Genomic DNA, 22,914 nt, shown 5'->3' on the forward strand with positions numbered 1-22,914 from the left:
TTCATGGCTAAACATCAAATGAATGATGTAGTGAAGATCCCCGACACTGCATTCGAAATTACGCAGCATTTAGGTTTTTCTCAAGAGAAAAAAGCACTCTGGGCTTGGTATGAAATTGCCGGCTCAGTCATGAGTTTGCATGTGGAAGATCCACAGCAACGCTTAGACGGCTTACTTCGTTGGTTTTATACCGATTTAGGTTTTTGCGCACGTGAAGATTATTTCAGTGTTGAAGCCGCCGATTTAGGCAGTTGCATTATGAGTCGCCAAGGCAATAGTACGACGCTGGCGACGGTAATGATTTTACTGGCTAAACAACTTGATATTACCTTAGATGCAGTATTGCTACCGGGACAAACGGTAGTGCGTTCAAGTATCAATGACAACATAGTTTATATCGACCCATTAACTGGTCAGGAACTAAGTCGTCATCAATTACACCTTTTAGTGCGCGGTGAATTAGGTAACTCGGCGATGTTAAAGCCAAAGTACCTAAAAACGGCCTCGCTAAAACGATTAATTACTCGTATGCTGCATGAGTTAAAAGCAGGCTGTATTGTGACTCATCAATTTGAGCAGGCAATGGAGTGTTGTAATTTACTACTGCAGTGGCATCCTGACGACGTTAATTTGAATCGTGAACGTGCTTTTATTGCCCAACAATTGGGTTGTATTAAAGTGGCTATGTCTGACTTACAGCATTTTATTGATAGCAGCCCACACGATCCCGTGACTGAAATCGTTAAGATGCAATTAAAAGAGTTAAGCGATAGACCGCAAACTTACCATTAGATTTAGTTTGGTAAAGTGTGAATTCAGGCTCATTTATTGAGCCTGAATTTTTTATAATATCTGCACTTAATATCAAGGAAAAATGCTTGTTCAGTAAGTGAACTACCGTTACTAAAAAAGCGCAAAGAAAACAGCACAAAAGCAACAAACAGCCAATAAATTAACCGCAATGAGTTAATCGGCTTTAGATTTAATCAATATAAAAAATATAAAAATAAGTGCGTTAAGCACAAAACAACAATAAAAATAATTCACTATGAAATGCATTCGCAAGGGAGATTTTTCATGACTGCCAGTCCTATGGTCACTAATGATGCTACGGCATTAGGCCTATTAGCTGTTATTCTCGGCTTCGTTTTTTACACCAGTTCATCAGCACATCCTTTTTGGCAAAAATTCTATAAGTTTATCCCAGCGCTGTTGCTGTGTTATTTCTTACCTTCGTTATTGAATACTTTTGGGGTTGTCGATGGTGACACTTCAAAGCTTTACTATGTGGCTTCGCGTTACTTATTACCTGCATGTTTAGTACTGCTGATTTTAAGTGTCGACTTAAAAGCGATTCTCAGTTTAGGCCCTAAAGCCATTGTGATGTTTTTAACCGGCACAGTGGGGATTGTTATTGGCGGCCCCATTGCGCTGTTAATCATTTCTGCGATTAATCCTGATGTATTAGGCGGTAATGGCCCTGACGCTGTATGGCGCGGTATGACCACACTTGCTGGCAGTTGGATTGGCGGCGGCGCTAACCAAGCATCAATGAAAGAAATTTATGAAGCTGGCGGCAGTATCTTCTCTGTGATGGTGACTGTTGATGTCATCGTAGCCAATATTTGGATGGCAGTATTACTGCTTATGGCATCTCGAGCGAAACAGATTGACGCTAAAACTGGTGCTGATACCAGTGCACTTGAAGCATTAAAAGAGAAAGTTGAAAAGTACCATGCTGAGAATGCCCGCATTCCGTCACTGCGTGATTTAATGTTGATCGTTGCCATTGGTTTTGGTGTAACGGGCCTTGCGCATTTTGCTGCAGACTTCTTAGGGCCATTTTTTGAAACCAACTATCCTTGGACTCGAGACTACAGCTTAACGTCGAAGTTTTTCTGGTTAGTGGTCCTCGTGACTTCAATCGGCTTGGCGCTGTCATTTAGCCCGGTAAAACATTTAGAGGCCGCTGGCGCATCAAAAGTGGCTTCTGCGTTTTTATACATTCTTGTAGCGACCATTGGTCTGCACATGGATGTATCAAAACTCGCTGACGAGCAAAACCTGTGGTACTTCGCTATTGGTATCATTTGGATGATAGTCCACGCCAGCTTCATGCTGATTGTGGCTAAACTAATTAAAGCCCCACTGTTTTATATGGCGGTGGGTAGCCAAGCAAACGTAGGCGGCGCAGCATCGGCCCCTGTGGTTGCAGCAGCATTTCACCCAGCATTAGCACCCGTTGGCGTGTTATTGGCGGTATTAGGTTATGCTGTAGGAACATATATGGCGTGGTTGTGCGGTCAATTACTGCAAATTATCGCTATCTAGCCCTTATTTTTAGGTCGTGTTAAGTGTTTAACGCGACGAGTATTGATAAAAGAGATATGACTATGGAACAAAAAATCATTGGTTTGAACGAACTTGAAATTGCAAATGACAAACCGTTTGTTTTATTCGGCGGCATGAACGTGCTTGAGTCTCGTGATTTAGCCATGTCGATTGCAGAGCATTATGTTGAAGTCACACAGAAGCTAGGCATTCCATATGTATTCAAAGCCTCTTTTGATAAAGCTAACCGCTCATCAGTTAATTCTTACCGTGGGCCAGGTATGGAAGAAGGCTTGAAGATTTTTGAAGAAATTAAATCAACTTTCAATGTGCCAATCATCACTGATGTGCATGAGATCCACCAGTGTCAGCCAGTGGCGGATGTGGTTGATGTTATTCAGTTACCAGCGTTCTTGGCGCGTCAAACAGATTTAGTTGTTGCTATGGCGGCGACAGGTTCAATTATTAACGTTAAAAAGCCGCAGTTCCTAGCTCCTCATGAAATGCGTCATATCATTAAGAAGTTTAATGAAGCGGGTAACGACAACATCATGTTATGTGAGCGTGGCTCAAGCTTTGGTTATAACAACTTAGTTGTTGATATGTTGGGCATGGATGAAATGAAGCAGTCTGGCTACCCTGTAATTTTTGATGCGACTCATGCACTGCAACGTCCTGGTGGACGCACAGATAGCGCAGGCGGGCGCCGCGCTCAAGCCACAGAACTTGCACGCAGTGGCATGGCATTAGGCCTTGCAGGTCTGTTCATTGAGGCGCATCCAGACCCTGATAACGCTAAATGTGACGGCCCTTGTGCATTGCCATTAAATCAATTAGAAAACTACTTAACTCAAATGAAAGCGGTAGATGATTTGGTTAAGTCGTTTGAGCCAATTGATACCAGTAAGTAGATCTATTTGGTATTAAGAAAGCCCTGAACTTAAGCGTTAAGTTCAGGGCTTTTTGTTGTATAAATCACTCAATTCGTTCAGTTTCTAAAACAGTGCTTGCACTCTGTTTTCTAAACTTTAGAAAGCTTACACTCAATGCATTCATAAGGTTTAACATTCAAACTAACCTGAGCTCGGGATAACAACTTGCTTTCTAGAGGTTATTTTTACTGATAACGGCGTTAAATTTGTTTGCAATAGGCCAGCTATTGACGCACAAATTTGCCTTGTTCTAAGCAAAAATATCTCTCTAGAATAAGATTGAAAGCAAACATGTAATAATTCAATAGTTTAACTAATTTCTTATCCCGAATTCAGGTTAACTAAGAACAAATATACAGCAGCGACACCTTGAGAATGTGATACTTTATAGCCCTCAACTCTATGAATTATTGGGCGAAACCTATGTGGATAGCACTGACACTACTTGCAGCTTTTATGCAGTCATGGCGCAATGCTTTTCAAAGTGAGTTAAGCCAGCAAGTTAAAGTCAGTGGCGTCACCCTCGCACGATTTATCTGGGCAGGTCCCATTGCTGCAATATATCTGTTTAGTCTTTATCAGTTTCAGCCAAGTGATATCCCGAGTTTTAGCCATCAGTTTTATGCTTTTGTTATTGGCGCTTCGCTAATGCAGATTTTGGCGACTGGTTTGATGGTTAAATTATTCCAATTAAAAAACTTTGCTGTAGGAGCTGGGCTTGCTAAAAGTGAAGCCTTAGTCGCTGCGATCCTAGGCGTTCTCTTTTTTGGGACTAGTTTGAGTTTATTAGGCTGGGTTGGGGTTATTGTTGGCTCAGTGGCAGTGATGTTACTGAGCACCCAGCGCGGCGTTAAACGGTTATCAGTTAATACCATCTTATTGGGTATTGGCAGCGGTGTTGCGTTTGCATTTACTTCTCTTTGGGTGAGGGAGGCTAGTTTACTCCTGATTGCACAACCGAATTTAGCTGGAGGTATTTCAATAACCGATACCGCATTAACAGACATACCTTTCACACACAGAGCTGCTTGGGTGCTGTTATCTGTGATTAGTTTACAGACCTTGATATTGGTGACTTATCTTGCGATTAAAGATCGGCTGACATTACAAGCTTTATGGCAGCGCCCTAGGTTGACCATATTAATCAGTATTTGTAGTTGTATTGCTTCAATTGGTTGGTTTAGTGCGATGTCGTTGCAAGAAGTGCCCTATGTTAAAACCCTAGGTCAGATAGAAGTGTTTTTCACTATGTTGATTAGTGTGTTTTGGCTAAAACAAAAAGTTAAAATCAACGAAGTATTGGGCTTGATACTGATCGCTGTAGCTGCAATTTTAGTCATGTGGACCTAGCGCTTAATACATTGAGTCATGGCATAAATTTCATTAGCAAGTCATCCCCAATTGTGATTTCAATTTGTTGTTTTTTCATACTATAATGGCGGAGATAAAACAAAGAAATCATTATTCAGGGAGTGTTTTATGGATCTTGTTACTCAGCGTTTTGCGCGTAAAAAAACATCGCGTTTCGCCACTAAGTGGAGCATGGCTTTGAGCTGTGTAAGCTTATCGTTAGTGTTTAGTTCAAGCCTACTTAGTGCGACCGTTAGCGCTGAAGTATCTACTATCGAAGTAATGGCTTCTCAGTCCCACCCCAGTTCATCTTTAAATGTCACTTCATTCACGCCAGAACAACTAAGCTTACCTCAAGATACTGAGTATGATTGGCTACAATTGACTTCGCTAGAGTTGTTAAAAGGGGAGATTAAAAACCTCTATGACGACCAACTAGAATTTGAAAGTGATGAATTAGATACAATCTTTATCGACTGGGAAGATGTCAAAGAGTTGCAAAGTGCTAGTGTTGTCAGTATTGGTTTTTTAGATTTATCAACTAAAAGCGGCCAGTTGATAGTGAAAGAAGGCAAGATGTATATCGATGGCCAAGAGTTTGAACGCAGCCAAATGCTGACGATTATTGCGGGCGAGCAAACAGAGTCGAATTACTGGTCTAGTAAGATTTCATTAGGGGCAAACTTTCGCTCGGGTAATACTGAACAAATAGATTACAGCGCAATAGCCAAAACGGTTCGCCGTACCACAGAGTCTCGTTTTAATATTGATTATTTGGGTAACTATTCAAAATCTGATAGCGAAGAGAAAATTAACAACAACCGTATCAATACTAATTTCGATTGGTTCTTATCAAAACAGTTTTATGTCAGACCTATTTTTGCCGAGATCTACACAGATAAGTTCTTAAACATTGAGTATAAGGTCACTGTGGGTTCTGGTTTAGGTTATAACATCATAGATAATTCAAAAACCGAGTGGAGCATTTCAGGTGGTCCTGCTTATACCTACACTAAATTTGATAATGTTGAAGACGGTGCTGAAACTGATAGTAATTCAGCAACAATGGTTATTGAAACCGTTTACGACACCGAAATTACCAGTGATATCGACTTTGTGACGTCTTATAGAGTGCAGTACGGTAATGATGATTCTGGTGGTTATACTCACCATGCACTAGCGACATTAGAAATTGAGCTGACTGATATATTCGATTTAGATTTGTCGTTTGTGTGGGATCGAACAGGCAAACCACAACCTGATTCCGATGGCAACACACCTAAGGAAAACGATTATCAATTTATCGTTGGTTTTGGTATTGATATTTAGAGGTTTAATTTGAAGTTGTTACCAAAGTAAAAGATTAAAAGGCTCGTTATTGAGCCTTTTTTTGTGTCTGATAAAACGTAATATAGCGATTAATTGTCAGCTGAGTCACTAGGGCGCCAATCAATCCTCCTGCCAGTAAATCGCCTAAGTAATGATAGTTTTGACCGAGTTGTCCGGCGATGACCGCAATCATGCAAAAAATCCACACTAGTCGATATTGAGGAGCAAAGCGCCAAAATAAACTGGCAAACGCGAAGGTGAGTAATGCGTGCCCTGATGGAAAAGAGTGAAAACTATTGGAAAGTGAAAAGAAGTGGAAGCTTTCAACGCCATCACTTATCCATGACAGGTTATTGTTAGTCCAAGTTTCAGGCCAAGTTCGTCCAAATATTATTTTGGCTCCTACTCGAATACTACTGGCAACAATGGCCACAAGAATAATGATCCGGCGTATATGAAATAGCTTGGTTTGATAGCGCTTATGGAAACTTAAAAGCACGATAGCAGCGGCTAATATTTCTAGCAATAATGGTATTTTAGAAAAGCCTTCAAACAAAAAGTTGGATTGACTGTGTAGGTGCATAAATTCGGCAATACTTCGGTCAAAAAAAGCAATACTGAGTAGAGCCATTAGCCCAGTGAGAAGGTAAGCCGAAATAATAAGACGGCTAAAAGGGATTGATATTGGCAACGACGGATTTAAGGGAGTTGGCGCACTTATATTGGCGAATATCACTGAGCTTAATCTGCGCTTATCTGATTAACTTTAGCTGTTAAAGCATCATTTACCGGCGTTGAAATATGATGTTTGAGTGCCCGCTCGCCAACAAAGCCATTAATTTGCTTTATTTCAGTCATGCGTTGATGTTTCACATCTTGGTGCATGGATGAGAAGTTATTTGCGGTGAGTTGAATGACCTTATTTATTGTCGCCACAGAATCTGCTAATGACAACTTTATGCCATCAGCTTGTGCAACATCCACACATTCTTTAGCAATGGCATTTATGTGTTCTTGATACTGAGGTTGAGCCAGTTGACCATTGTTACATTGCTCAATCGCAGTCAGTGGATTAATGGCACAATTAACAATGAGCTTTTGCCATAACGCAAGCAAGATATTGAAACTCAATTGGCTATTGGGGATGGCTGCAAGTAATAAAGATAACAAATTAGGCGCAAGAGTTGAGCCTTGAAATTGGCCAATAACGGTCTTTCCAGTGCCTGTTTGGCGTACATGCAGACTCGACACTTTTAATGCCGCTTGGGATGTCGTACCAAGGTATAAATTAATGTCATTGCGGCGCTGCTTTTGTAAAACGTCTATAACTTGAAGGTGTGGCCCCATACCATTATGTAGCAATAACAAGCTTGTGTTGCTTGGCAGCTTTTTAATTAATGGCGCTATTGCAGTTGCGACTTGATAAGACTTTACACACACAATAACCAGCTCAATGGTAGCGAGTTGCAGCTCGGTTACAGAATCTAAGTTATTAATTAAACATGCTTGTGTTTCAGGTGCGAGTGGTTTATCTGACAATGACTCAACTGTTAGTTGCTCAGTTTGATTGTCTTCTGTGGTTAACGTGAAGTTTCGACCCAATAATAGAGGTGTGGTGAATGCTGCTAGTTGATGGTAAATCAGCATACCAATGGCACCCGCGCCAACGACCGCAATTTTAGGTGGAGTGTGATCGGGACTCATTAATTGGGCTCTTATGATGCTTTTGACGAACGTTTCGGAAATAATTTAGCTGCTTGATACTTTCTAAAGGCAAATAAAAATAAGTAAAACATAACAATACCAACAATATCAGCCACAACATCAGCCACTGAAGCACTGCGATAGGGTATTTGAGATTGGATGACTTCAATAAGAATGGCGTAAAAGGTTAATACTGAACACATCCAATACCATTTAGGTTTGAAGGCAAAGTAAGCGAGAAATGCCAAACCGAAAAAGCTTAGGGTATGGCCAACTTTGTCCATGTTGTTAAACGTCACAGGGTAGTTAGGCTTTGAAAAAACGAGGTAACTGACAACAAGTACAGCTAAAGCAAATGCGGCTGTAAAAAAGAGTTTTAATTTCATGCTGTCGTTTATTTCGCCTGAGTTAATGAGACTGTATTAAGCAATAATAAAAAATGCGGCTGGCAAAGTCATTATTTTCCAGTTAATTATTGTTTTCTATTTTATGGAGGGTTTGCGCTTGCACGTAAAATGATAGTATTACCTCAAAGATAAAATGGGAGAATTACTATGCCTTCAATGGACATTGTTTCAGAAGTAGATGAAGTTGAATTACGAAATGCAGTAGAAAACTCACGTCGTGAACTTGCTGGTCGTTTCGATTTTCGTGGCAAAGATGCCGATATTGAACATAAAGACTGCACTGTGACCTTAAAAGCTGAGGACGACTTTCAATGTCGCCAGTTAGTAGAGATTTTACGGATTCAATTAAGTAAGCGTAATGTTGAACCATCAGCAATGGAAGTCGATGATAAGTCAGTTCATAGCGGCAAAACCTTCAGTTTGAAAGTTAATTTCAAGCAAGGTATTGATACCTTGGTGGCTAAAAAGCTGGTGAAGCAAATTAAAGACAGCAAGTTAAAAGTACAGTCATCCATTCAAGGTGACTCAGTTCGTGTTACGGGTAAAAAGCGTGATGACTTACAAGCTGTGATGCGATTAGCGAAAGAATCTGAGTTGGGGCAGCCTTTTCAGTTTAATAACTTCCGTGATTAATCATTTATAATAATTTGGTTTTGCCTCACTCTTATAAAAATACCGTAACACTCTGCTGTTACGGTATTTTTATATCCTAATCTTTCATCAGCCTCTCAAATACTGATAAATATAGCAGAGCAGTCTGAATCACTAACTGAAACTGTTTCTCACTATTCTTCGCCGTCTTTAGAGGAGCCTTCTAGCATACAAGAGGTCTCTAGCTTACAAGAGTCTTCTAGCCTAACAGCTGAAGATAACTCAGATGTGTTAACTTCGATAAATAAGCAAAAGGTTGAATTACTAACAGCAATCGATGCAAATCAACAAAGCTTATTATCAGCCTTTAGTGGCCTTAAAAAGCAAATGGCGCATCTTAGCGAGCAGGTAAGTCAAAACTTAGCCAATGGAAAGCAGGCTTTATCATCAGAGCAGCAAGCTGAAGTTAAACAGCTTAATACTCAACTCCAACGAGCGAGTAAGCTTAAAGCCAAAGGACTCTGGTAAAGCTCTAAAACAGCTCTGGTAAAAATCTATTAATAGCTCTGTTAAAGGCCTAATATCAGCGCTGCTAACTAAACGTTATTAAAAACAAAGCCCAACAAAGTGCAGGACATAGTGTTGGGCTTTCTTGTGTCAGAAAACTTTGGTTAGAGAGTTAACTTTTTTGCTCAGCAGTATCGGTTAACTTATTCTCACTAGCTCTCTCACTAGGTCCCTCATTGCTGCCGTTATCTGCTTGTTGCTCTGGTGGCGGATAACGTTGTATTAAGCTGATTAACAATAAGACAGGGAAACCTATTAAGCTTGCTGCAATGAAGAAGTTTACATAGCCATAGGCATTAACATACACCCCTGAAAAGCCAGCGATAAACTTGGGGAATAGCAACATGATAGAGGACAATAGCGCATATTGGCTAGCACTGTAGCCGCTACTGGTGAGGCTGGATAAATAGGCTATGAAGGCTGCGGTTGCAATACCAGCACTAAAGTTATCTACCGAAATAGCGAAGGTGAGGAAGGGGACGTTGTAACCAATATAGGCTTGCCAAGCGAATAATAAATTAGTGATGGCAACCAGCAGTGCACCGACAAATAAGATTTTCATGGTGCCATAACGCATGATTAAAATACCGCCGGCTCCCGCGCCGAGCAAGGTCATGATCAAACCATAAACTTTACTTAAAAAAGCAATTTCTTCTTTGCTGAAACCCATATCGACATAAAATACATTTGCCATGATCCCCATGACAATATCTGAAATGCGATAACAAGAAATCAGTAATAAAATCAGAATAGCTGATTTGCCGTAACGCTTAAAAAAGTCGACGAACGGCAGTACACTGGCGCTGTATAACCACGCCATAGCACTGGCTACTTTTGTTGGGTATTTTTCTTCAAATTTGGCCTTTAATTGGCTTTCTTGTTTATCTGCATCTTTGGTGTCTACTTGTGGCTCTTTGCTGAAGAATGTGGTGATTAACCCGACTGACATCAGCATAGCCATGACAAAATAAGCCGTTTGCCAAGCTTCTAAATTGTATTCTGTGTTCCCTGGGTCTACCCAAGCAGCAATAGTTAATGCGCCCGCTGTAGCAACAATCATCGCGCTACGGTAACCCACTTGGTAGGCTGCAGCTAGCGCGGCTTGCATCTCTTGTGGCGCTGATTCTATTCGAAAGGCGTCGATGACAATATCTTGGGTAGCTGAAGCAAATGCCAGTATCAGTGCAAAAATAGCCAGTTGTTCTAAATCGACTAAAGGATCGCTTTGCGCCATACCTAATATAGCAGCGACCAGTCCAAGTTGGGCGAATATCATCCAACCACGCCGGCGACCAAATAAGCGAGTGAATATTGGTAGGGACATTCGATCTACAAGTGGGGACCATGCCCATTTAAAAGCGTAGGTCAGTGCTATCCAACTGAAGTATCCGATAGCGGCGCGATCGACACCCGCCTCACGGAGCCAAAAGCTTAATGTTGAGAACACCAACATGAGCGGCAGGCCAGCAGAAAAGCCCAGTAATAACATGATAAGTACACGTTTGTGATAATAAACAGATAAGGCTTCACGGGTACGAGTTAACAGTTCTGACATTGAGGCAACTGATTGAAGGAGAATGGCTCTAGCTTATGACGCGTAGCTGATTGGTTCAAGCCATTCTGATTGGAAATTTAAAGTGTTGTTAATTAAAAGCATTGTAATTAAACATATTGGTCAACTTGTGGGCCTAATGCCGATACATCCACGGGGCATATCACCACCGATATTAATGTAATCACAGCAATCATGAATTTGTTGCCGTAAGTATTGATTACCTCTGATAACCATATCAGGCCACTCATCAAAACAGTGGAGTAAATGCCAAAATACTTTTTCTGTGTCTGTGGGAGAGGGTGAGTTATCGCTTGTGTCTACATTAATACTTTGCCATTCCTCAAGTACATCCCACATATAAAGTTTGATTTCTTTATGCTCCAATTGGTTATCTAAAAATGCTTTTCCATAATAAGCCAATTGAGGCGCCTTGGTTTCTATGAAGTCATTTGGGGTCATTGGTGACATCCTTTTTTTGATTCCATTGACTAAAGACTGAATTAATACTAACCGAAATTATTTATCGAATAAGACAAGGTTTATAAGCTGCAGGTGATTAGGGTCTGTTGATCTTTCAAGGTTGTTTTTGCAGCGAATTGTTGACCATTTATACAAGGCAGAGACTTTGTGGTGTAGTTATTCTACATAAAAAGTCGATAACGCAGTAAAAATCGCCAACAAACGCTGCCCAAAGGGTTCGACTAAAAGCGTTTTACTCTTTGTTGGATGAATCTTGCTTAGATGACTAGGCATCAATCCATCCGCCTCAATTAAAACGCTTTTATTTCGAACGAAACTTAACCAGCAAAGATCAACAGGCCCTAACAATTCGATAAATAATGGTCTAAACACTAATGCACTAAATAATAGTACTCTAAACACAGGACACCGCAGCTTATAGCTCGATTTAAGTATAGTCAGGATTGTGGAATAATTACTCAAGTTTACAGAGTAAATGGAAATTCAGAGGGTTTACCTAGTTTTGAAATACTCTGCACAATAAACAGCTAAAAAAAAGTGGAATGAAATCAATATTTCACCCCACTTTTACATTCTATTTATACCATCGCCAGCTAAGAATTATTTTAAATTAATTTATGTTTATCTAATTTTGCCCCAATTATTGGCTAATCCGCTATTTGTGTACTTAAATCGGATTTAACCTGAGCTCGGGGTAACAACTTGCTTTCTAGAGGTTATTTTTACTGATAACGGCTTTAAATTTGTGTGCAATAGGCCAGCTATTGACGCACAAATTTGCCTTGTTCTAACCAAAAATATCTCTCTAGAATAAGATTGAAAGCAAACATTTAATAATTCAACAGTTTAACTAACTTCTTATCCCGAGTTCAGGTTACTTAGAAAGCAAGGTTGCTTTATTTAACAGAATTTCTTTTACCGGAAAGTCAGGCCAATTAAGGTATTCATTATGTTGAGTTGGCACATATGACATTGCCTCTAAAACTGACATGCCTTCGACCACTTCACCAAATACGGCATAACCCCAACGACGTTTAGATGGATTGAGGTTTTTGTTGTCACCGACATTAAAATAAAACTGACGAGTCGCTGAGTGCGGGTCATTATCACGCGCCATGGCGATAGTCCCCATGCTGTTAGATAAGCCATTACCTGATTCATTAAACAAAGGTTCCATTGACTCACGTTCTTCTAGTTGCGGGTTTAAACCGCCGCCTTGAACGACAAAGTCAGCAATCACTCGATGAAAAATGGTGTTGTCATATTCACCTTTCACAACATAAGTCAGAAAGTTATCGACAGTGAGTGGGGCGCGGGTGCGGTCTAATTCAACAATGATTTTCCCCATAGTCGTATCAAACTCGACTTGTGGGTAAAGGGTATTAGGTTGAATATCGATGGCAGCATTTGCCATCATTGACGAAAACAAAAATACACTGGCTATAATCCGCTTAAACATAAGTCTTCCTAATCTGTTGTATAAGGTTGATAACTTTCTATCTTCAGCTCATTGGCTGAACTAACTCTGCTTATAAGTTAGTTTTTTAAAAATTGATGTAACTCAGGATCATTAATGATTTTAGTGGTGAGTTCATCAATCAGCTTATTCATATCAAGCTCTAACGTAGCAAAATCTGGGCTAAAAGGTCCTTTTAACAAGCCTTTTCCGTTATAAATTTTAGTGAATTCTTGGGTTTGGTTTTTAGCAATGACATTGATGGTTAAGTCGGTTTTTGCTTCGAAGCCAAAAGTGGACTCGGTGACATCAGTTAATAGGTAATCTAACTGGAACTCAACAGTATTACTGGCAGCAGGATCGACTTGGTATCCAGCATTGCTCATCGACTTTTTAAATACGTCGTCAAGTTGCTGTCTAATAGGTTCACTTGGACTCACTAATTGTGCAGCGTCATCGCCATTATTAAACCGAACAATGAAGTTTGCTTTTCGGACATCAATTGTATTTACCGCCACAGTGTCATAACGATCAATTTTAGTGATGACATTCGGTACGTTCGGGTTAAGTGCAATATGGGTCGGAGTATGACTAGCACAAGCGGATAAAAATAATGCGGAGCACAAGAGTAATGACAGTGATTTCATGGTAAAGAAAAGTAAAAAATGGTGCGCTCAGAATAACAGATTTGTAGCGCTATTCCAGTCAAAACAAAGCAGTTTATTAGATATTGTCAATGTAAGGGGGAACAATAAATTTAGCACCAACAAAAGAGGCTATGCTTGCAAAAGTAATCTTGGTGGGCTGAAAGGTAAACGTTGACTTATGTTTATAATTTATTCAATTTAGAGTGAAGTTAACTTAGTTAAGTGACCTTTCGAATCGAACCGAATTATTTTACTTTCGCTCAACTCCTTAATTGAGATGTTATTAATTTAGATAAACCATGGAATGCAGTATGTCATTGGATCATTTGCAACTTGCGCCAGACAAGCTAATGAACTCAGAGGGGCAGCCTATTTACGGACACTTTGACGGTGTTGTTGCTGACTTAGATATTAAACAGTTTAATTACTTCAACGAAATGGATAAGCCTTGTTCTTGGTTTGCTAAATATTTCGATTATAAACAGTTTCAATTTATCAATATCACCACCCCGAGATACATTATTGGTGTTGCCATTGCAGATATTCGTTATGTAGGCAGTAGCTTTTGTTATCTTTACGATATTGAAAAGAACACGTTGACCGAAACTCAAGCGCTAAAACCGTTATCTTGGGGGATGTCGGTATCACGTTCTCCTCAGCACGGTAAGGCAAGAATAAAACATCGCCAAGGTAAAATTGAGTTTTCGATTAAAGATGCTCAATGGCAGCTAAAAATAAATACTGATGATATTAGCGCTGATCTGCAATTGTGCCCATTACCATTAAGTTTACCAATGAGTTTATGTACTCCAACAGGCTATAACGGTTGGACTTACACTCAAAAGCACAATGGTTTAAAAGTGACGGGCAGGTTAACCGTGAAAGATGAGCCACAACCGTTAAACCTTGCTTTAGGCGGCTATGATTTTTCTGCAGGTTATATGCGCCGTGAAACCAGTTGGCGCTGGGCATCCATTAATGCCCAAGTGGAAGATGGTGTATTAGGGTTAAATTTAGCAGCAGGCGTCAATGAAACAGGCGCAACTGAAAACGTATTGTGGATTAATGGCGAACGTCACTTGTTGCCTAGTGTTAAGTTCGACTTCAACCGTCACTTAAGTGATGACTATTGGCAGATAAGCGCAGGTAGTGGCCAAGTTGATCTTACATTTAGGGCGCTTAATTGCCGCAGCGAAAAACTCAACTTCGGTTTTCTGAAAAGTAATTTTAGGCAGTACATCGGCTATTTTAGTGGTCATATTATTGATAATAATGGCCACAAACATGAACTACGTAACCAGCTTGGATTAACCGAAGACCATTTTGCTAAGTGGTAGTAATTTATTATCCGCATAAAACAATTTAAATAAAATAATAATAGGTTTTCAATGGATTTGAACTCAATCATCAATCACCCTGAAATGCTGTTATTGGCTTTAGCGCCAATTTTTTTCATTTGTATTTTTCTTGAATGGTATTTAGGTGATAAACGCCAAAAACTTCCCATATCGGCACGTTATAAAAAGGCAGAAGTGTTTTGTAATATCTGCTTAGCTGGTATGCATCAGTTAACTGATATTCTTGCTGGTTTTTTAATAGCTAAGGTTTACCTTGCTGTATTTGGTTGGAAGCTGTTTGATATCCAGATGGGGGTGCTGAGTTTTATCGTGTTAATGGTGCTACAGGACTTCTTTTATTACTGGTTCCATCGTGCAAGTCATAGAGTACGTTGGATGTGGGCAGCTCATGTGGTTCACCATAGCTCAGAGAGCATGAACTTTAGTACAGCGTTTAGACAAAGCTTAATGTACCCACTAGCAGGGATGTGGTTATTTTGGATCCCTTTAGTCGTCATTGGTTTTGACCCTAATTGGGTGGTGTTTGTTGTGTTGCTAAACCTCGGGTTACAATTTTTTGTTCACACCCAAGCAATAAAATCACTTGGCCCGTTTGAGCTCATCTTTAATACCCCATCTCACCATAGAGTTCATCATGGCCAAAACCCGCAATATATCGATAAGAATTATGCTGGTGTACTGATTATTTGGGACAAGTTATTTGGCACTTTTGAGCCTGAAGCTGAAACCGTGGTTTACGGTATAACTAAGCCCGTTAATAGTTTTAACCCTTTCATTGTTAGCTTTGCTGAGTGGCGAGATATGTTTAACGAGGTGACCCAGACTGGGCTTACTTTCAAACAAAGGTTGTCGGTGCTATTTTCCCCGCCCGCTCAAATTAAATCTGAATCAACAGTTAGCAGTGAAGTCGCAATAAAGAATAGAGATGCAGTTTAAGCTTTAGGTTAAAGAGACGAGAGGTAATTCACTTGGCCTACTTAACACAGACTCGGAAGGGGTTGAGTATGTGTTAAATAGGCCTCATGAAATAAAAAAGGGCTCTTTGGGTACAGCCCCAGCTTAAATTATCAATATCAAATCAATCACCGATGTCGATATATCCACTGAGCAATGAGTAGTTTTCATTGAACATATCGACACGATAATCGAAATTAACGATAAAGATAAGGTTTTGCTAAATCGTTTATTTTATTTACCTTTTGGACTCACAGGTTCAATTTTTGGTATCAAAATCCACACTGCTGCTATAGCAATAACTGCTAAAGAAGCACCAATGACGAACGCTGGAGTGTAATTGCCATCAGCGGTTAAATAAGGAACTAGCGCTGTTAAACCTAACGCCCCTAATTTGGCTGCCATCCCAGATAGTCCTGCTAGGGTGCCTACCGCTTTTTTACCAAATAAATCACTTGGCAGTGTTTGCACATTACCGATAGCCGTTTGAAACCCGAACAAGATGACGGCCATAATCATCACTGCTGTAGTTGGCCCACCAGGACTTGCCATGGACAGCAATGCAGGTAGCATGATCAAGCAACCTAAGGTAATGGTCAGTTTGCGGGTTTTGTTCGTATCCCAACCGGCTTTTAATCGGTTCTGTGCCAATAACCCACCAAACCAAGCACCCAACATAGCACCGACATAAGGTACCCAGCCGTATATGCCAATAGACTTAACATCCATTGCGTATACTTCGTTAAGGTAAATAGGGATCCAGAAAACAAATAACCACCAGATAGGATCGATTGCAGCAGATGCAATAATAACGCCCCAACTTTGCTTATGAGAAAGCAATTTAGCGGTTGTTGGGTTGTATTCTTCCACATCAGAATCATCGTCACTGTTAGTGCATTTTTGACCGGTTAAAATATATTGGCGCTCTTCTTCAGTAATCCAAGGATGCGATTTAGGTGGTGCTTTAACCAAAATAATCCAAGGGATTAACCAAAGCAGGCCGACTAAACCAATCACCACAAATACCATTTTCCAGCTAAAATAAACTGTCATATAAGCGATAAGAGGGATAGATACAATTCCGCCAATTGCGGCGCCAGAATTAAATATTCCTTGGGCTAAAGCACGCTCTTTAGTTGGAAACCAATCCGCATTACTTTTAGCAGCGCCTGGCCAGTTTCCTGCCTCAGCGACACCTAAGATTGCTCTAAAGATACTGAAGCTCAGCATGCCTTGTGCAAAGGCATGGGCAGCAGTAGCAATAGACCAAACACCGATAGAAAGTACAAAGCCAAGGCGAGTGCCAATCCAGTCAAATATCTTACCGAATATGGCCTGACCAAATGCATAAGATAATATGAACACAATCGAGATGTTTGCATAAATCTGTTTGCGCTCTAACGCTGATTCATCAGGGAAAATGTCTTCTACGATGTCAGGCCAAAGCACACTGAGTGCAGAACGATCGATATAATTAATCACGGTCGCTAATGCGATGAGTAGAATGACCCACCATCGAAGATTGTTTATTTTCATTCTAATCCCTCAACAAAATCCTCTCTAGCTGGGCTAAAAGTATCAATTAAAATACCGCCAGTTGGGCATGTTGCGCCGTGGTCAGCGTGAGGAGGAATAAGGCAGCTATCACCGGCTCTTAAAATTTTAGTCACGCCATCAATATTAAAGTGAAACTCGCCTTCCACCACGTAAGTCACTTGAGAGTGTCTGTGGGCATGGTTATAACCAATTGCACCTTCTTCAAACCAAATTTTTACAGCCATTAACTCTTCATTAAACCCAAGCATTTGACGCTTTAGTCCGCCGCCGATATCTTCAATTTCTGTTTCATTGCCAAATGAGAAATGTGCACTCTGTTTCATGATTAACTCCTACTGCGTTATGGTTAATAACTGGTATCTTCCGCTAAAGCTGTAAGGCTTTTTAAGGTAAGTAAAGTTATTAGTTATGGAATGGTTTTTTGGATTTTTCTTGTTGTTTTTCAAACTATCGTTAGCGTGCTTATGAGACACGGCTAATACGAATTGCTGCGTTGCATTGGTTTGTGTTTTTAAACTAAAACCAATGACGCTAATGTCACCTTGACGTTCATAAGTCATTGATTGCAATCTGCTGGTGGCATTTAAGGTGTATTCAGCTGATGGGTTATATTCGCCATGGGGCTCTAACACGTTAACAAATCGATGTTGTTTACTATTTATCACACGCTGAATAAAGCTATTTTCATTGCGAAGATTATTGTTGGGATCATTAGCGCCAAGTTGAGTGAATAGGACTTGGGTCGAGCCGTCATTGATACTGCTGTGGGTATAAAAGTGACCGTTTTCATTTAACCAAGTGACTTTTTGCAAAGCGCTGTTAACTGAATTTTCAGTGGTTTGAGGGTGAGAGGTGGCCTTTAGCCATAAATGTTGATAACCAGCATTTTTACCTAATGGCTTAAGCTGGCTGGTAAATGACTGACGCGGAAAGTTTGCATTAATAAACTGACCTTGATAATGAACTGGAAGATCATATTGGTGTGGATTAACGCTATCGACATCCAATACATCAAAGACTAACGGATATTCGTTACCATGAGCATTCACTGAAATTAGTGCCAAGGTTCGGCTAAAGCTCACATCATCATAAGCGGTAGCTATGCTTGCTGAAGCTAAGGTTGCTTGTGAATCACTATGATAGAAATTTATCTGCGGATGGTGCTTATTTCCTTCTCGGGTATGGCCATTAAAGTGACTTGTTTCATCGACCACTAGGGTGTTGTGGGCAATGGTTTGTTTTGCCCAAGTTTTGTTTTCAGGTAAATAACCACCGCCAGATTTAGCTTCGATATTTAGGAATCGCGCCGCGCCGTAATCTGAGACAATCTCTGAACCATCATCGTAAAATTGCCAGTTTAATTTGTCGAAATGGCCATGACCTAATCCCTGTGCGGTAGCTTTAAATACCAGAGCTTGGCTGCGTTCAGCTTGATTAACTCTTGTATGGTTTACTTTGGCTTGTTCTGGATTAACCTGTTGGCGCATTACAATTAATGCGCCTTCATCACCATTTTTACCATCACGAAACTTTCTCGATGAAAAAGGGTAATGTGAAAGTGTTGATTCTGTCTCGGCATCAATTGCCTGTGCAAGCTTAAGTCCATCACCCGTGAGTAAAATACGGTTTTGTTGCTTGGCGATATCGATGAGGCCGTTTTTAGTATCAAGGGTTGTAGCATTAAGGGCACTAGCATTAAGGGCTCTAGAATTAAGGTCACTTTTATTAATAGCACTAGAATTAAGATCATCGGCATTAAGCCCATAAGCAATGCTAACGGCGATAACCAATTCCATAGTGTCGATGCCTTTGCTTTTAATGGCATCATTTAACGGGAAAAATAATCCGTTGTAGCTTAACTCGATAGTGCTATAAATCGCTTTTAACAGAATACCGTCACGGTAATTAAAGATGTTTTGCTCTGGTTGATTTTGCTCAATGGCTTTAGCAAAAGTGACAAAAGGGAGCAACGCAAAACGTTGATAATATGGCCCTTCATTGTAATAGCCATCAGGCGAAAATAACTCGTCTAACTGTTTAAGGAATCCGCCTTTTCCTGCTTTGTCTAAATCTAATAATGCTATTTCAACCAGCTCGGGTTTATCCAAAACAAAGCCTGTCATACCTACAGCAGCCGTAGCCCAAGTGCCGTGGTTATGAACTTTATTAAAGGTTTTAGGCGACTGAAAAGACAGAAAGTCAGCTATGGGTAACAGAACACCTGATTCAATTTTATGGCGTTCATTTTCAGTGAGTGACTCAATAATAAAGTCATAGGCTTGAATGGTATAAACCAACCACATTGCTTCATTTAAGCCTTGCCAAAAAAGTTTACCTTCATTGCTATTTTTACGTTTGGGGTGGCGAGGTAATTGAGGGTAAAGTTCGGCATATTCAAATAGCATGTCTCGAACAAAGAGAGCGTATTTTGGATCTTGAGTGAGTTGATACAAGATACCAGCATCATACATTTGCTGGTAGTTTTTCTTATGGCGCTCATGAGTATAGCCACCGCCACTGTCAGCGGGAAATGGGACAGTAATGGCTTGAGCTATATAGCTTTCAACCTGTGATTTTTTGCTATTAAACGCTTGTTGAAATGCACCTGGTGTTTTTATCGCGGCGCGCATATCAATGACGTCTTGTTGATTTATCACCAAGGTCGGATGGTTTACTGTTATAGCTGCATGAGTTGAGAATGTGATAGCTAATGTGACAATCGTTGCTATAAACTGGGCTGCTTTAGTGATGAGTTGTAAATAATGCTTTGTCATATTTACAACGCTTTTTTATCAGATTGAGTCACGAGGTTATCAGTCATATTGGCCGTTGACTCTCCGATGGCGTAAAGCTCGGTGACTAGTGGTTCACCTGTGTTGTTAAATTGATTATGTGTAACCTGTGTTATCGGCTCTCCAGTGGTATGTTCTATATTGATATAAGCGCTACTATTGAACTGGTTTTTATTAATATCAGTTACCTGAACCCCATGAAGAAATAAGCTTGCTTGAGTCTTATTGCGTTTGCCATTGCCGACATTATTCACATCGTTATTGTTAAAACTGATATGAGGGCCAAAGGTGCTTTCATCAGTCCCACCACGATATAGTTTCACTAGTGCGCCATCAATGTCATTAAACTGATTGTTATTGATAGTGAGGTATTCAGCGTTATAAATTCCACGATCATCGGTTTCTTTATTTAGTCTAAATAAATCACCTGTAATCATGCTAAAACGGTTATTGATAATTTCAATATTGCTGGCAAATGCACGGGCGCCAGAATCAAAAAAACTAAATGAATGGTTAACATTTAATTGGCTAATATCACTGTTATACATACTGAAGCGATAGTTAGTTAACATACCCCATTTACTGGTTCTTACTAATACGTTACCTGATGCGTCTGGGCTAGACTCTCCAGTGATAGTTAGGCCATCGAGTTTTAAATTCCCGCCATTTTGTATTTCAAATAAACTGGCCCTGCTAAAGGTCACTGTCGGTTTGTGCGCCTTTGCTGCAGTGATAGAAAGGGTTTTGTTTATCTCGATAACTTTATCAATGTGATAGTGGCCTGTTTGCAAGCTGATGATATCGCCATCATTAGCTTTGTTTATTGCATTGAGCAGTTGCTCGGCTGTTGAAACTGTATGGGACTGACCAGAATCAAAGGCGGTTTCAGGTTCAGATTTTGGATACCAAGAGACGCCAGTTTGTGCTTTTAAGGTGCGCTTGATTGTTTTTGATGCGCCATAGCCTGCATTATCATCATTATCTGGGTACAGTAGTCCATTATCGGCTCGTTTTAGTGAGATTTTAGTGGGCTTGATACCTTGATTAATCTGGTTGTTACTTAGCTCATTAGAGAGGTTATTTGAAAAAGCGATGCCTGAAATATCATCAAAAATTGAGAATGGCGCTTGTTGGTTATTGTTGACGAATAGATTAGCGCTTATCTTTGAATCTTTTGGTGTAGCTGAGCGCTCTTGATCGCTACCCGCCGCTAAATGAATGTGGTCTACATTGATAAAACTGTTGTGGTTAACATTGGCATTAACCACTTGATGGTAGCGGTTTAGCGCTGAATCAGGGACCCCATTCATAATGGTAAATCCACTACCAAAACGGTAACCTTTTAAGCCCTCTAGGTAGTTGTTAGTAATGGTTTGGTCTCGGTTAATAATTCGAATCCCACCTGTGTGGTCAACGTTATTGCCTAAAAAAACATTACTATCGATTTGATTTCCGTTTCCGTGACGCATTGTCAGTGTGCCGCGCGATTCAAAGAAGGTGTTATTTCTTACTATATTTTGACCGGCTTTGATTGAGATGATTTCAACTTCTCCATCGCATCGATCAAAATAATTGTTCTCGATGACGGTATACGAATTAGTCATCGAATAATGACTGGTACCGATTCGAATGGTTTCGCCGCCATTTGAGCCAAGGGTAGGGCGAGGGCCGAAATAGTTATGATCAATTTTATGGTGATTCTCTTGGCTTGCTTCATTGCGTAGTCTGACGGTCAGTGTCACGCCTTTATTACGCTTTCCGATGAGGTGATTGTGATCAAAACGATTATGTTTGCCATAAAGCGCAACCCAAAAGTCAGATTCGTGACGATCTGGATTATTGAAATTATCGATAACGACTTGACTGACACGGGAATGATTAGCAAATTCATCTTCGTCAGTTCTAAACGAAATCACTGAATTACTCGGGGTGTAACCGTCTTTAAATACTAAGCCTGATACTTCTAAGTATTCACCGGATAACGATAAATTAGACTGTCCTGTAAGGATGACTTTGCCTTTGGTTTCAGCAGAAAGGCGAATAGGGCCATCTTGGGTGCCTTGACCAATAAATTGAATTTCAAAGTCTTGCCAAACACCATTGGTGAGTATGATGTCATCACCAGGGGTAAGTTTTGCAACTGCTAGCCCAAACTCAGCTTGGTTTTTAACGGTATAGGTTTCAGCGTTAACTGAAGTTATAACGAGCAAAATACTCAACGCTAAAGTTGATTTAAGCATCAGCGTTATAGGGTTTGAGAACAACTTGTCATTGTATGTTGAGCAATGTGTAATTTCGCTTAAAAAACTCATCATGACTCTCTTATCGTTATTATTGGTTTAGTTTTATTTTAATCTTCAGTTTTTACTGCTATTTCTACTTTTATTTCAATATGGGTTGTTGCTACTGCTTATGTAAATAAACTCCTACCTCAATCATTAAGGTAGGAGTTGCACGACTAAGTTTTACTTAAGGTTAAAACTTAACTTTTGCACCAAGGAAATATTTAGAACCAGAGCGAGAGTAGTTCGAAACAGTTGTGTCGTTACCACGCGTCATAATTTGCGGTTCGTCTAACAAGCTCAGCGCTTTAAGTGATAGTGACAAGTAATCTGTCACTTTGAAGTTAGCTGAAAAATCTAAGTAACTTTAATCCTGCACATATCGATGTGAACGTTTTGGGAATGGCAAGTTATTTGGTTGGAAGTACTGTTCGCGGTATTTATAAAGTACGCGGAACCTTGCCTCAGCACTTTTCCTATATACAGCTTCAAAACTACTTTGAAATAAACAATAAGCGTGCATAAATTCAGACTCACGGCTAATCAGACCCCTTAAAATTAAGCTTGAATTGATATAGTTATAAGCCACTGCCTTTGTTCACTGCCATTTAAGGCTCATCTT

The 22,914-nt window shown here is 40.1% G+C and carries 20 protein-coding genes and 1 pseudogene; 9 read left to right on the plus strand and 12 right to left on the minus strand.

Features of this window, described 5'->3' with window-relative positions; genetic code table 11:
* The first annotated feature begins 3 nt into the window (after positions 1-3).
* From L2735_RS15180 to L2735_RS15200, 5 genes are all read left to right on the plus strand, one after another.
* Positions 4-792, plus strand: a complete 789-nt coding sequence (locus tag L2735_RS15180) for a SirB1 family protein (RefSeq protein WP_248985513.1) — start codon at positions 4-6, stop codon at positions 790-792.
* Positions 793-1,077: 285 nt separating this feature from the next.
* Complete coding sequence (locus L2735_RS15185; protein WP_248985514.1) at positions 1,078-2,331, plus strand: DUF819 family protein; 1,254 nt, start codon at positions 1,078-1,080, stop codon at positions 2,329-2,331.
* 62 nt (positions 2,332-2,393) lie between these two features.
* Positions 2,394-3,242: a 3-deoxy-8-phosphooctulonate synthase gene (kdsA, locus tag L2735_RS15190; RefSeq protein ID WP_153912780.1), complete on the plus strand. Its 849-nt coding sequence runs from the start codon at positions 2,394-2,396 to the stop codon at positions 3,240-3,242.
* Between the two features lie 444 nt (positions 3,243-3,686).
* Positions 3,687-4,613 carry a DMT family transporter gene (locus L2735_RS15195; protein WP_248985515.1) on the plus strand — a complete coding sequence of 309 codons (927 nt, stop codon included), beginning with the start codon at positions 3,687-3,689 and terminating at the stop codon, positions 4,611-4,613.
* Positions 4,614-4,742: 129 nt separating this feature from the next.
* Positions 4,743-5,942: a DUF481 domain-containing protein gene (locus L2735_RS15200; RefSeq protein WP_248985516.1), complete on the plus strand. Its 1,200-nt coding sequence runs from the start codon at positions 4,743-4,745 to the stop codon at positions 5,940-5,942.
* A gap of 46 nt (positions 5,943-5,988) precedes the next feature.
* Here the strand turns inward: L2735_RS15200 and L2735_RS15205 are convergent, their stop codons facing one another.
* The 3 genes from L2735_RS15205 to L2735_RS15215 form a co-directional block, all read right to left on the minus strand.
* Positions 5,989-6,573, minus strand: coding sequence for a phosphatase PAP2 family protein (locus L2735_RS15205; protein WP_248985517.1), 585 nt, complete (start codon positions 6,571-6,573; stop codon positions 5,989-5,991).
* A 110-nt stretch (positions 6,574-6,683) separates the two neighbouring features.
* Complete coding sequence (locus L2735_RS15210; RefSeq protein ID WP_248985518.1) at positions 6,684-7,646, minus strand: ketopantoate reductase family protein; 963 nt, start codon at positions 7,644-7,646, stop codon at positions 6,684-6,686.
* A gap of 11 nt (positions 7,647-7,657) precedes the next feature.
* The gene (locus L2735_RS15215; protein ID WP_248985519.1) at positions 7,658-8,032 is read right to left on the minus strand and encodes a VanZ family protein; all 375 of its coding nucleotides are present in this window, start codon (positions 8,030-8,032) and stop codon (positions 7,658-7,660) included.
* Between the two features lie 168 nt (positions 8,033-8,200).
* On the opposite strand from L2735_RS15215, the gene L2735_RS15220 reads away from it, so the two are divergent.
* The gene (locus L2735_RS15220; protein WP_248985520.1) at positions 8,201-8,686 is read left to right on the plus strand and encodes a YajQ family cyclic di-GMP-binding protein; all 486 of its coding nucleotides are present in this window, start codon (positions 8,201-8,203) and stop codon (positions 8,684-8,686) included.
* A 246-nt stretch (positions 8,687-8,932) separates the two neighbouring features.
* On the plus strand, positions 8,933-9,172 hold the full coding sequence (locus tag L2735_RS15225) for a hypothetical protein (RefSeq protein ID WP_248985521.1): 240 nt from the start codon (positions 8,933-8,935) through the stop codon (positions 9,170-9,172).
* Positions 9,173-9,323: 151 nt separating this feature from the next.
* Here L2735_RS15225 and L2735_RS15230 read toward each other — a convergent pair whose 3' ends face one another.
* The 5 genes and pseudogenes from L2735_RS15230 to L2735_RS15250 all read right to left on the minus strand — a co-directional run bounded on the left by L2735_RS15230 (position 9,324) and on the right by L2735_RS15250 (position 13,349).
* Positions 9,324-10,766, minus strand: coding sequence for an AmpG family muropeptide MFS transporter (locus tag L2735_RS15230; protein ID WP_248985522.1), 1,443 nt, complete (start codon positions 10,764-10,766; stop codon positions 9,324-9,326).
* 120 nt (positions 10,767-10,886) lie between these two features.
* Positions 10,887-11,225, minus strand: coding sequence for a hypothetical protein (locus tag L2735_RS15235; RefSeq protein WP_248985523.1), 339 nt, complete (start codon positions 11,223-11,225; stop codon positions 10,887-10,889).
* Positions 11,226-11,282: 57 nt separating this feature from the next.
* Positions 11,283-11,519, minus strand: a pseudogene (locus tag L2735_RS20200) (hypothetical protein).
* Between the two features lie 601 nt (positions 11,520-12,120).
* Entirely contained in the window at positions 12,121-12,705 is a 585-nt protein-coding gene (locus L2735_RS15245; RefSeq protein ID WP_248985524.1) for a peptidylprolyl isomerase, read from the minus strand.
* A gap of 77 nt (positions 12,706-12,782) precedes the next feature.
* A complete protein-coding gene (locus tag L2735_RS15250; RefSeq protein ID WP_248985525.1) occupies positions 12,783-13,349 on the minus strand; it encodes a YajG family lipoprotein in 567 nt (188 codons plus the stop codon).
* A gap of 311 nt (positions 13,350-13,660) precedes the next feature.
* Between L2735_RS15250 and L2735_RS15255 the strand changes: the two genes are divergently transcribed.
* Positions 13,661-14,686, plus strand: coding sequence for a DUF2804 domain-containing protein (locus L2735_RS15255; RefSeq protein WP_248985526.1), 1,026 nt, complete (start codon positions 13,661-13,663; stop codon positions 14,684-14,686).
* Between the two features lie 51 nt (positions 14,687-14,737).
* On the plus strand, positions 14,738-15,643 hold the full coding sequence (locus tag L2735_RS15260) for a sterol desaturase family protein (RefSeq protein ID WP_248985527.1): 906 nt from the start codon (positions 14,738-14,740) through the stop codon (positions 15,641-15,643).
* Positions 15,644-15,895: 252 nt separating this feature from the next.
* Here the strand turns inward: L2735_RS15260 and L2735_RS15265 are convergent, their stop codons facing one another.
* The 4 genes from L2735_RS15265 to L2735_RS15280 are packed head-to-tail and all read right to left on the minus strand — an operon-like array spanning position 15,896 to position 22,253.
* On the minus strand, positions 15,896-17,197 hold the full coding sequence (locus L2735_RS15265; RefSeq protein WP_248985528.1) for an MFS transporter: 1,302 nt from the start codon (positions 17,195-17,197) through the stop codon (positions 15,896-15,898).
* On the minus strand, positions 17,194-17,544 hold the full coding sequence (locus tag L2735_RS15270; RefSeq protein ID WP_248985539.1) for a cupin domain-containing protein: 351 nt from the start codon (positions 17,542-17,544) through the stop codon (positions 17,194-17,196). Before L2735_RS15270 ends, L2735_RS15265 begins: the two co-directional genes overlap by 4 nt.
* A 6-nt stretch (positions 17,545-17,550) precedes the next feature.
* Complete coding sequence (locus L2735_RS15275; RefSeq protein WP_248985529.1) at positions 17,551-19,992, minus strand: heparinase II/III domain-containing protein; 2,442 nt, start codon at positions 19,990-19,992, stop codon at positions 17,551-17,553.
* A 2-nt stretch (positions 19,993-19,994) separates the two neighbouring features.
* Positions 19,995-22,253: a polysaccharide lyase 6 family protein gene (locus L2735_RS15280; protein ID WP_428848318.1), complete on the minus strand. Its 2,259-nt coding sequence runs from the start codon at positions 22,251-22,253 to the stop codon at positions 19,995-19,997.
* Between the last annotated feature and the right edge of the window lie 661 nt (positions 22,254-22,914).

This window comes from Shewanella olleyana (genome assembly GCF_023283825.1).
GTDB lineage: Bacteria > Pseudomonadota > Gammaproteobacteria > Enterobacterales > Shewanellaceae > Shewanella > Shewanella olleyana.

Excerpts from the sequence above, each read along its gene's own strand:
- L2735_RS15180 (WP_248985513.1), top strand. The coding sequence starts at position 4 with ATGGCTAAACATCAAATGAATGATGTAGTGAAGATCCCCGACACTGCA.
- L2735_RS15185 (WP_248985514.1), top strand. The coding sequence starts at position 1,078 with ATGACTGCCAGTCCTATGGTCACTAATGATGCTACGGCATTAGGCCTA.
- kdsA (WP_153912780.1), top strand. The coding sequence starts at position 2,394 with ATGGAACAAAAAATCATTGGTTTGAACGAACTTGAAATTGCAAATGAC.
- L2735_RS15195 (WP_248985515.1), top strand. The coding sequence starts at position 3,687 with ATGTGGATAGCACTGACACTACTTGCAGCTTTTATGCAGTCATGGCGC.
- L2735_RS15200 (WP_248985516.1), top strand. The coding sequence starts at position 4,743 with ATGGATCTTGTTACTCAGCGTTTTGCGCGTAAAAAAACATCGCGTTTC.
- L2735_RS15205 (WP_248985517.1), bottom strand. The coding sequence starts at position 6,573 with ATGGCTCTACTCAGTATTGCTTTTTTTGACCGAAGTATTGCCGAATTT.
- L2735_RS15210 (WP_248985518.1), bottom strand. The coding sequence starts at position 7,646 with ATGAGTCCCGATCACACTCCACCTAAAATTGCGGTCGTTGGCGCGGGT.
- L2735_RS15215 (WP_248985519.1), bottom strand. The coding sequence starts at position 8,032 with ATGAAATTAAAACTCTTTTTTACAGCCGCATTTGCTTTAGCTGTACTT.
- L2735_RS15220 (WP_248985520.1), top strand. The coding sequence starts at position 8,201 with ATGCCTTCAATGGACATTGTTTCAGAAGTAGATGAAGTTGAATTACGA.
- L2735_RS15230 (WP_248985522.1), bottom strand. The coding sequence starts at position 10,766 with ATGTCAGAACTGTTAACTCGTACCCGTGAAGCCTTATCTGTTTATTAT.
- L2735_RS15235 (WP_248985523.1), bottom strand. The coding sequence starts at position 11,225 with ATGACCCCAAATGACTTCATAGAAACCAAGGCGCCTCAATTGGCTTAT.
- L2735_RS15245 (WP_248985524.1), bottom strand. The coding sequence starts at position 12,705 with ATGTTTAAGCGGATTATAGCCAGTGTATTTTTGTTTTCGTCAATGATG.
- L2735_RS15250 (WP_248985525.1), bottom strand. The coding sequence starts at position 13,349 with ATGAAATCACTGTCATTACTCTTGTGCTCCGCATTATTTTTATCCGCT.
- L2735_RS15255 (WP_248985526.1), top strand. The coding sequence starts at position 13,661 with ATGTCATTGGATCATTTGCAACTTGCGCCAGACAAGCTAATGAACTCA.
- L2735_RS15260 (WP_248985527.1), top strand. The coding sequence starts at position 14,738 with ATGGATTTGAACTCAATCATCAATCACCCTGAAATGCTGTTATTGGCT.
- L2735_RS15265 (WP_248985528.1), bottom strand. The coding sequence starts at position 17,197 with ATGAAAATAAACAATCTTCGATGGTGGGTCATTCTACTCATCGCATTA.
- L2735_RS15275 (WP_248985529.1), bottom strand. The coding sequence starts at position 19,992 with ATGACAAAGCATTATTTACAACTCATCACTAAAGCAGCCCAGTTTATA.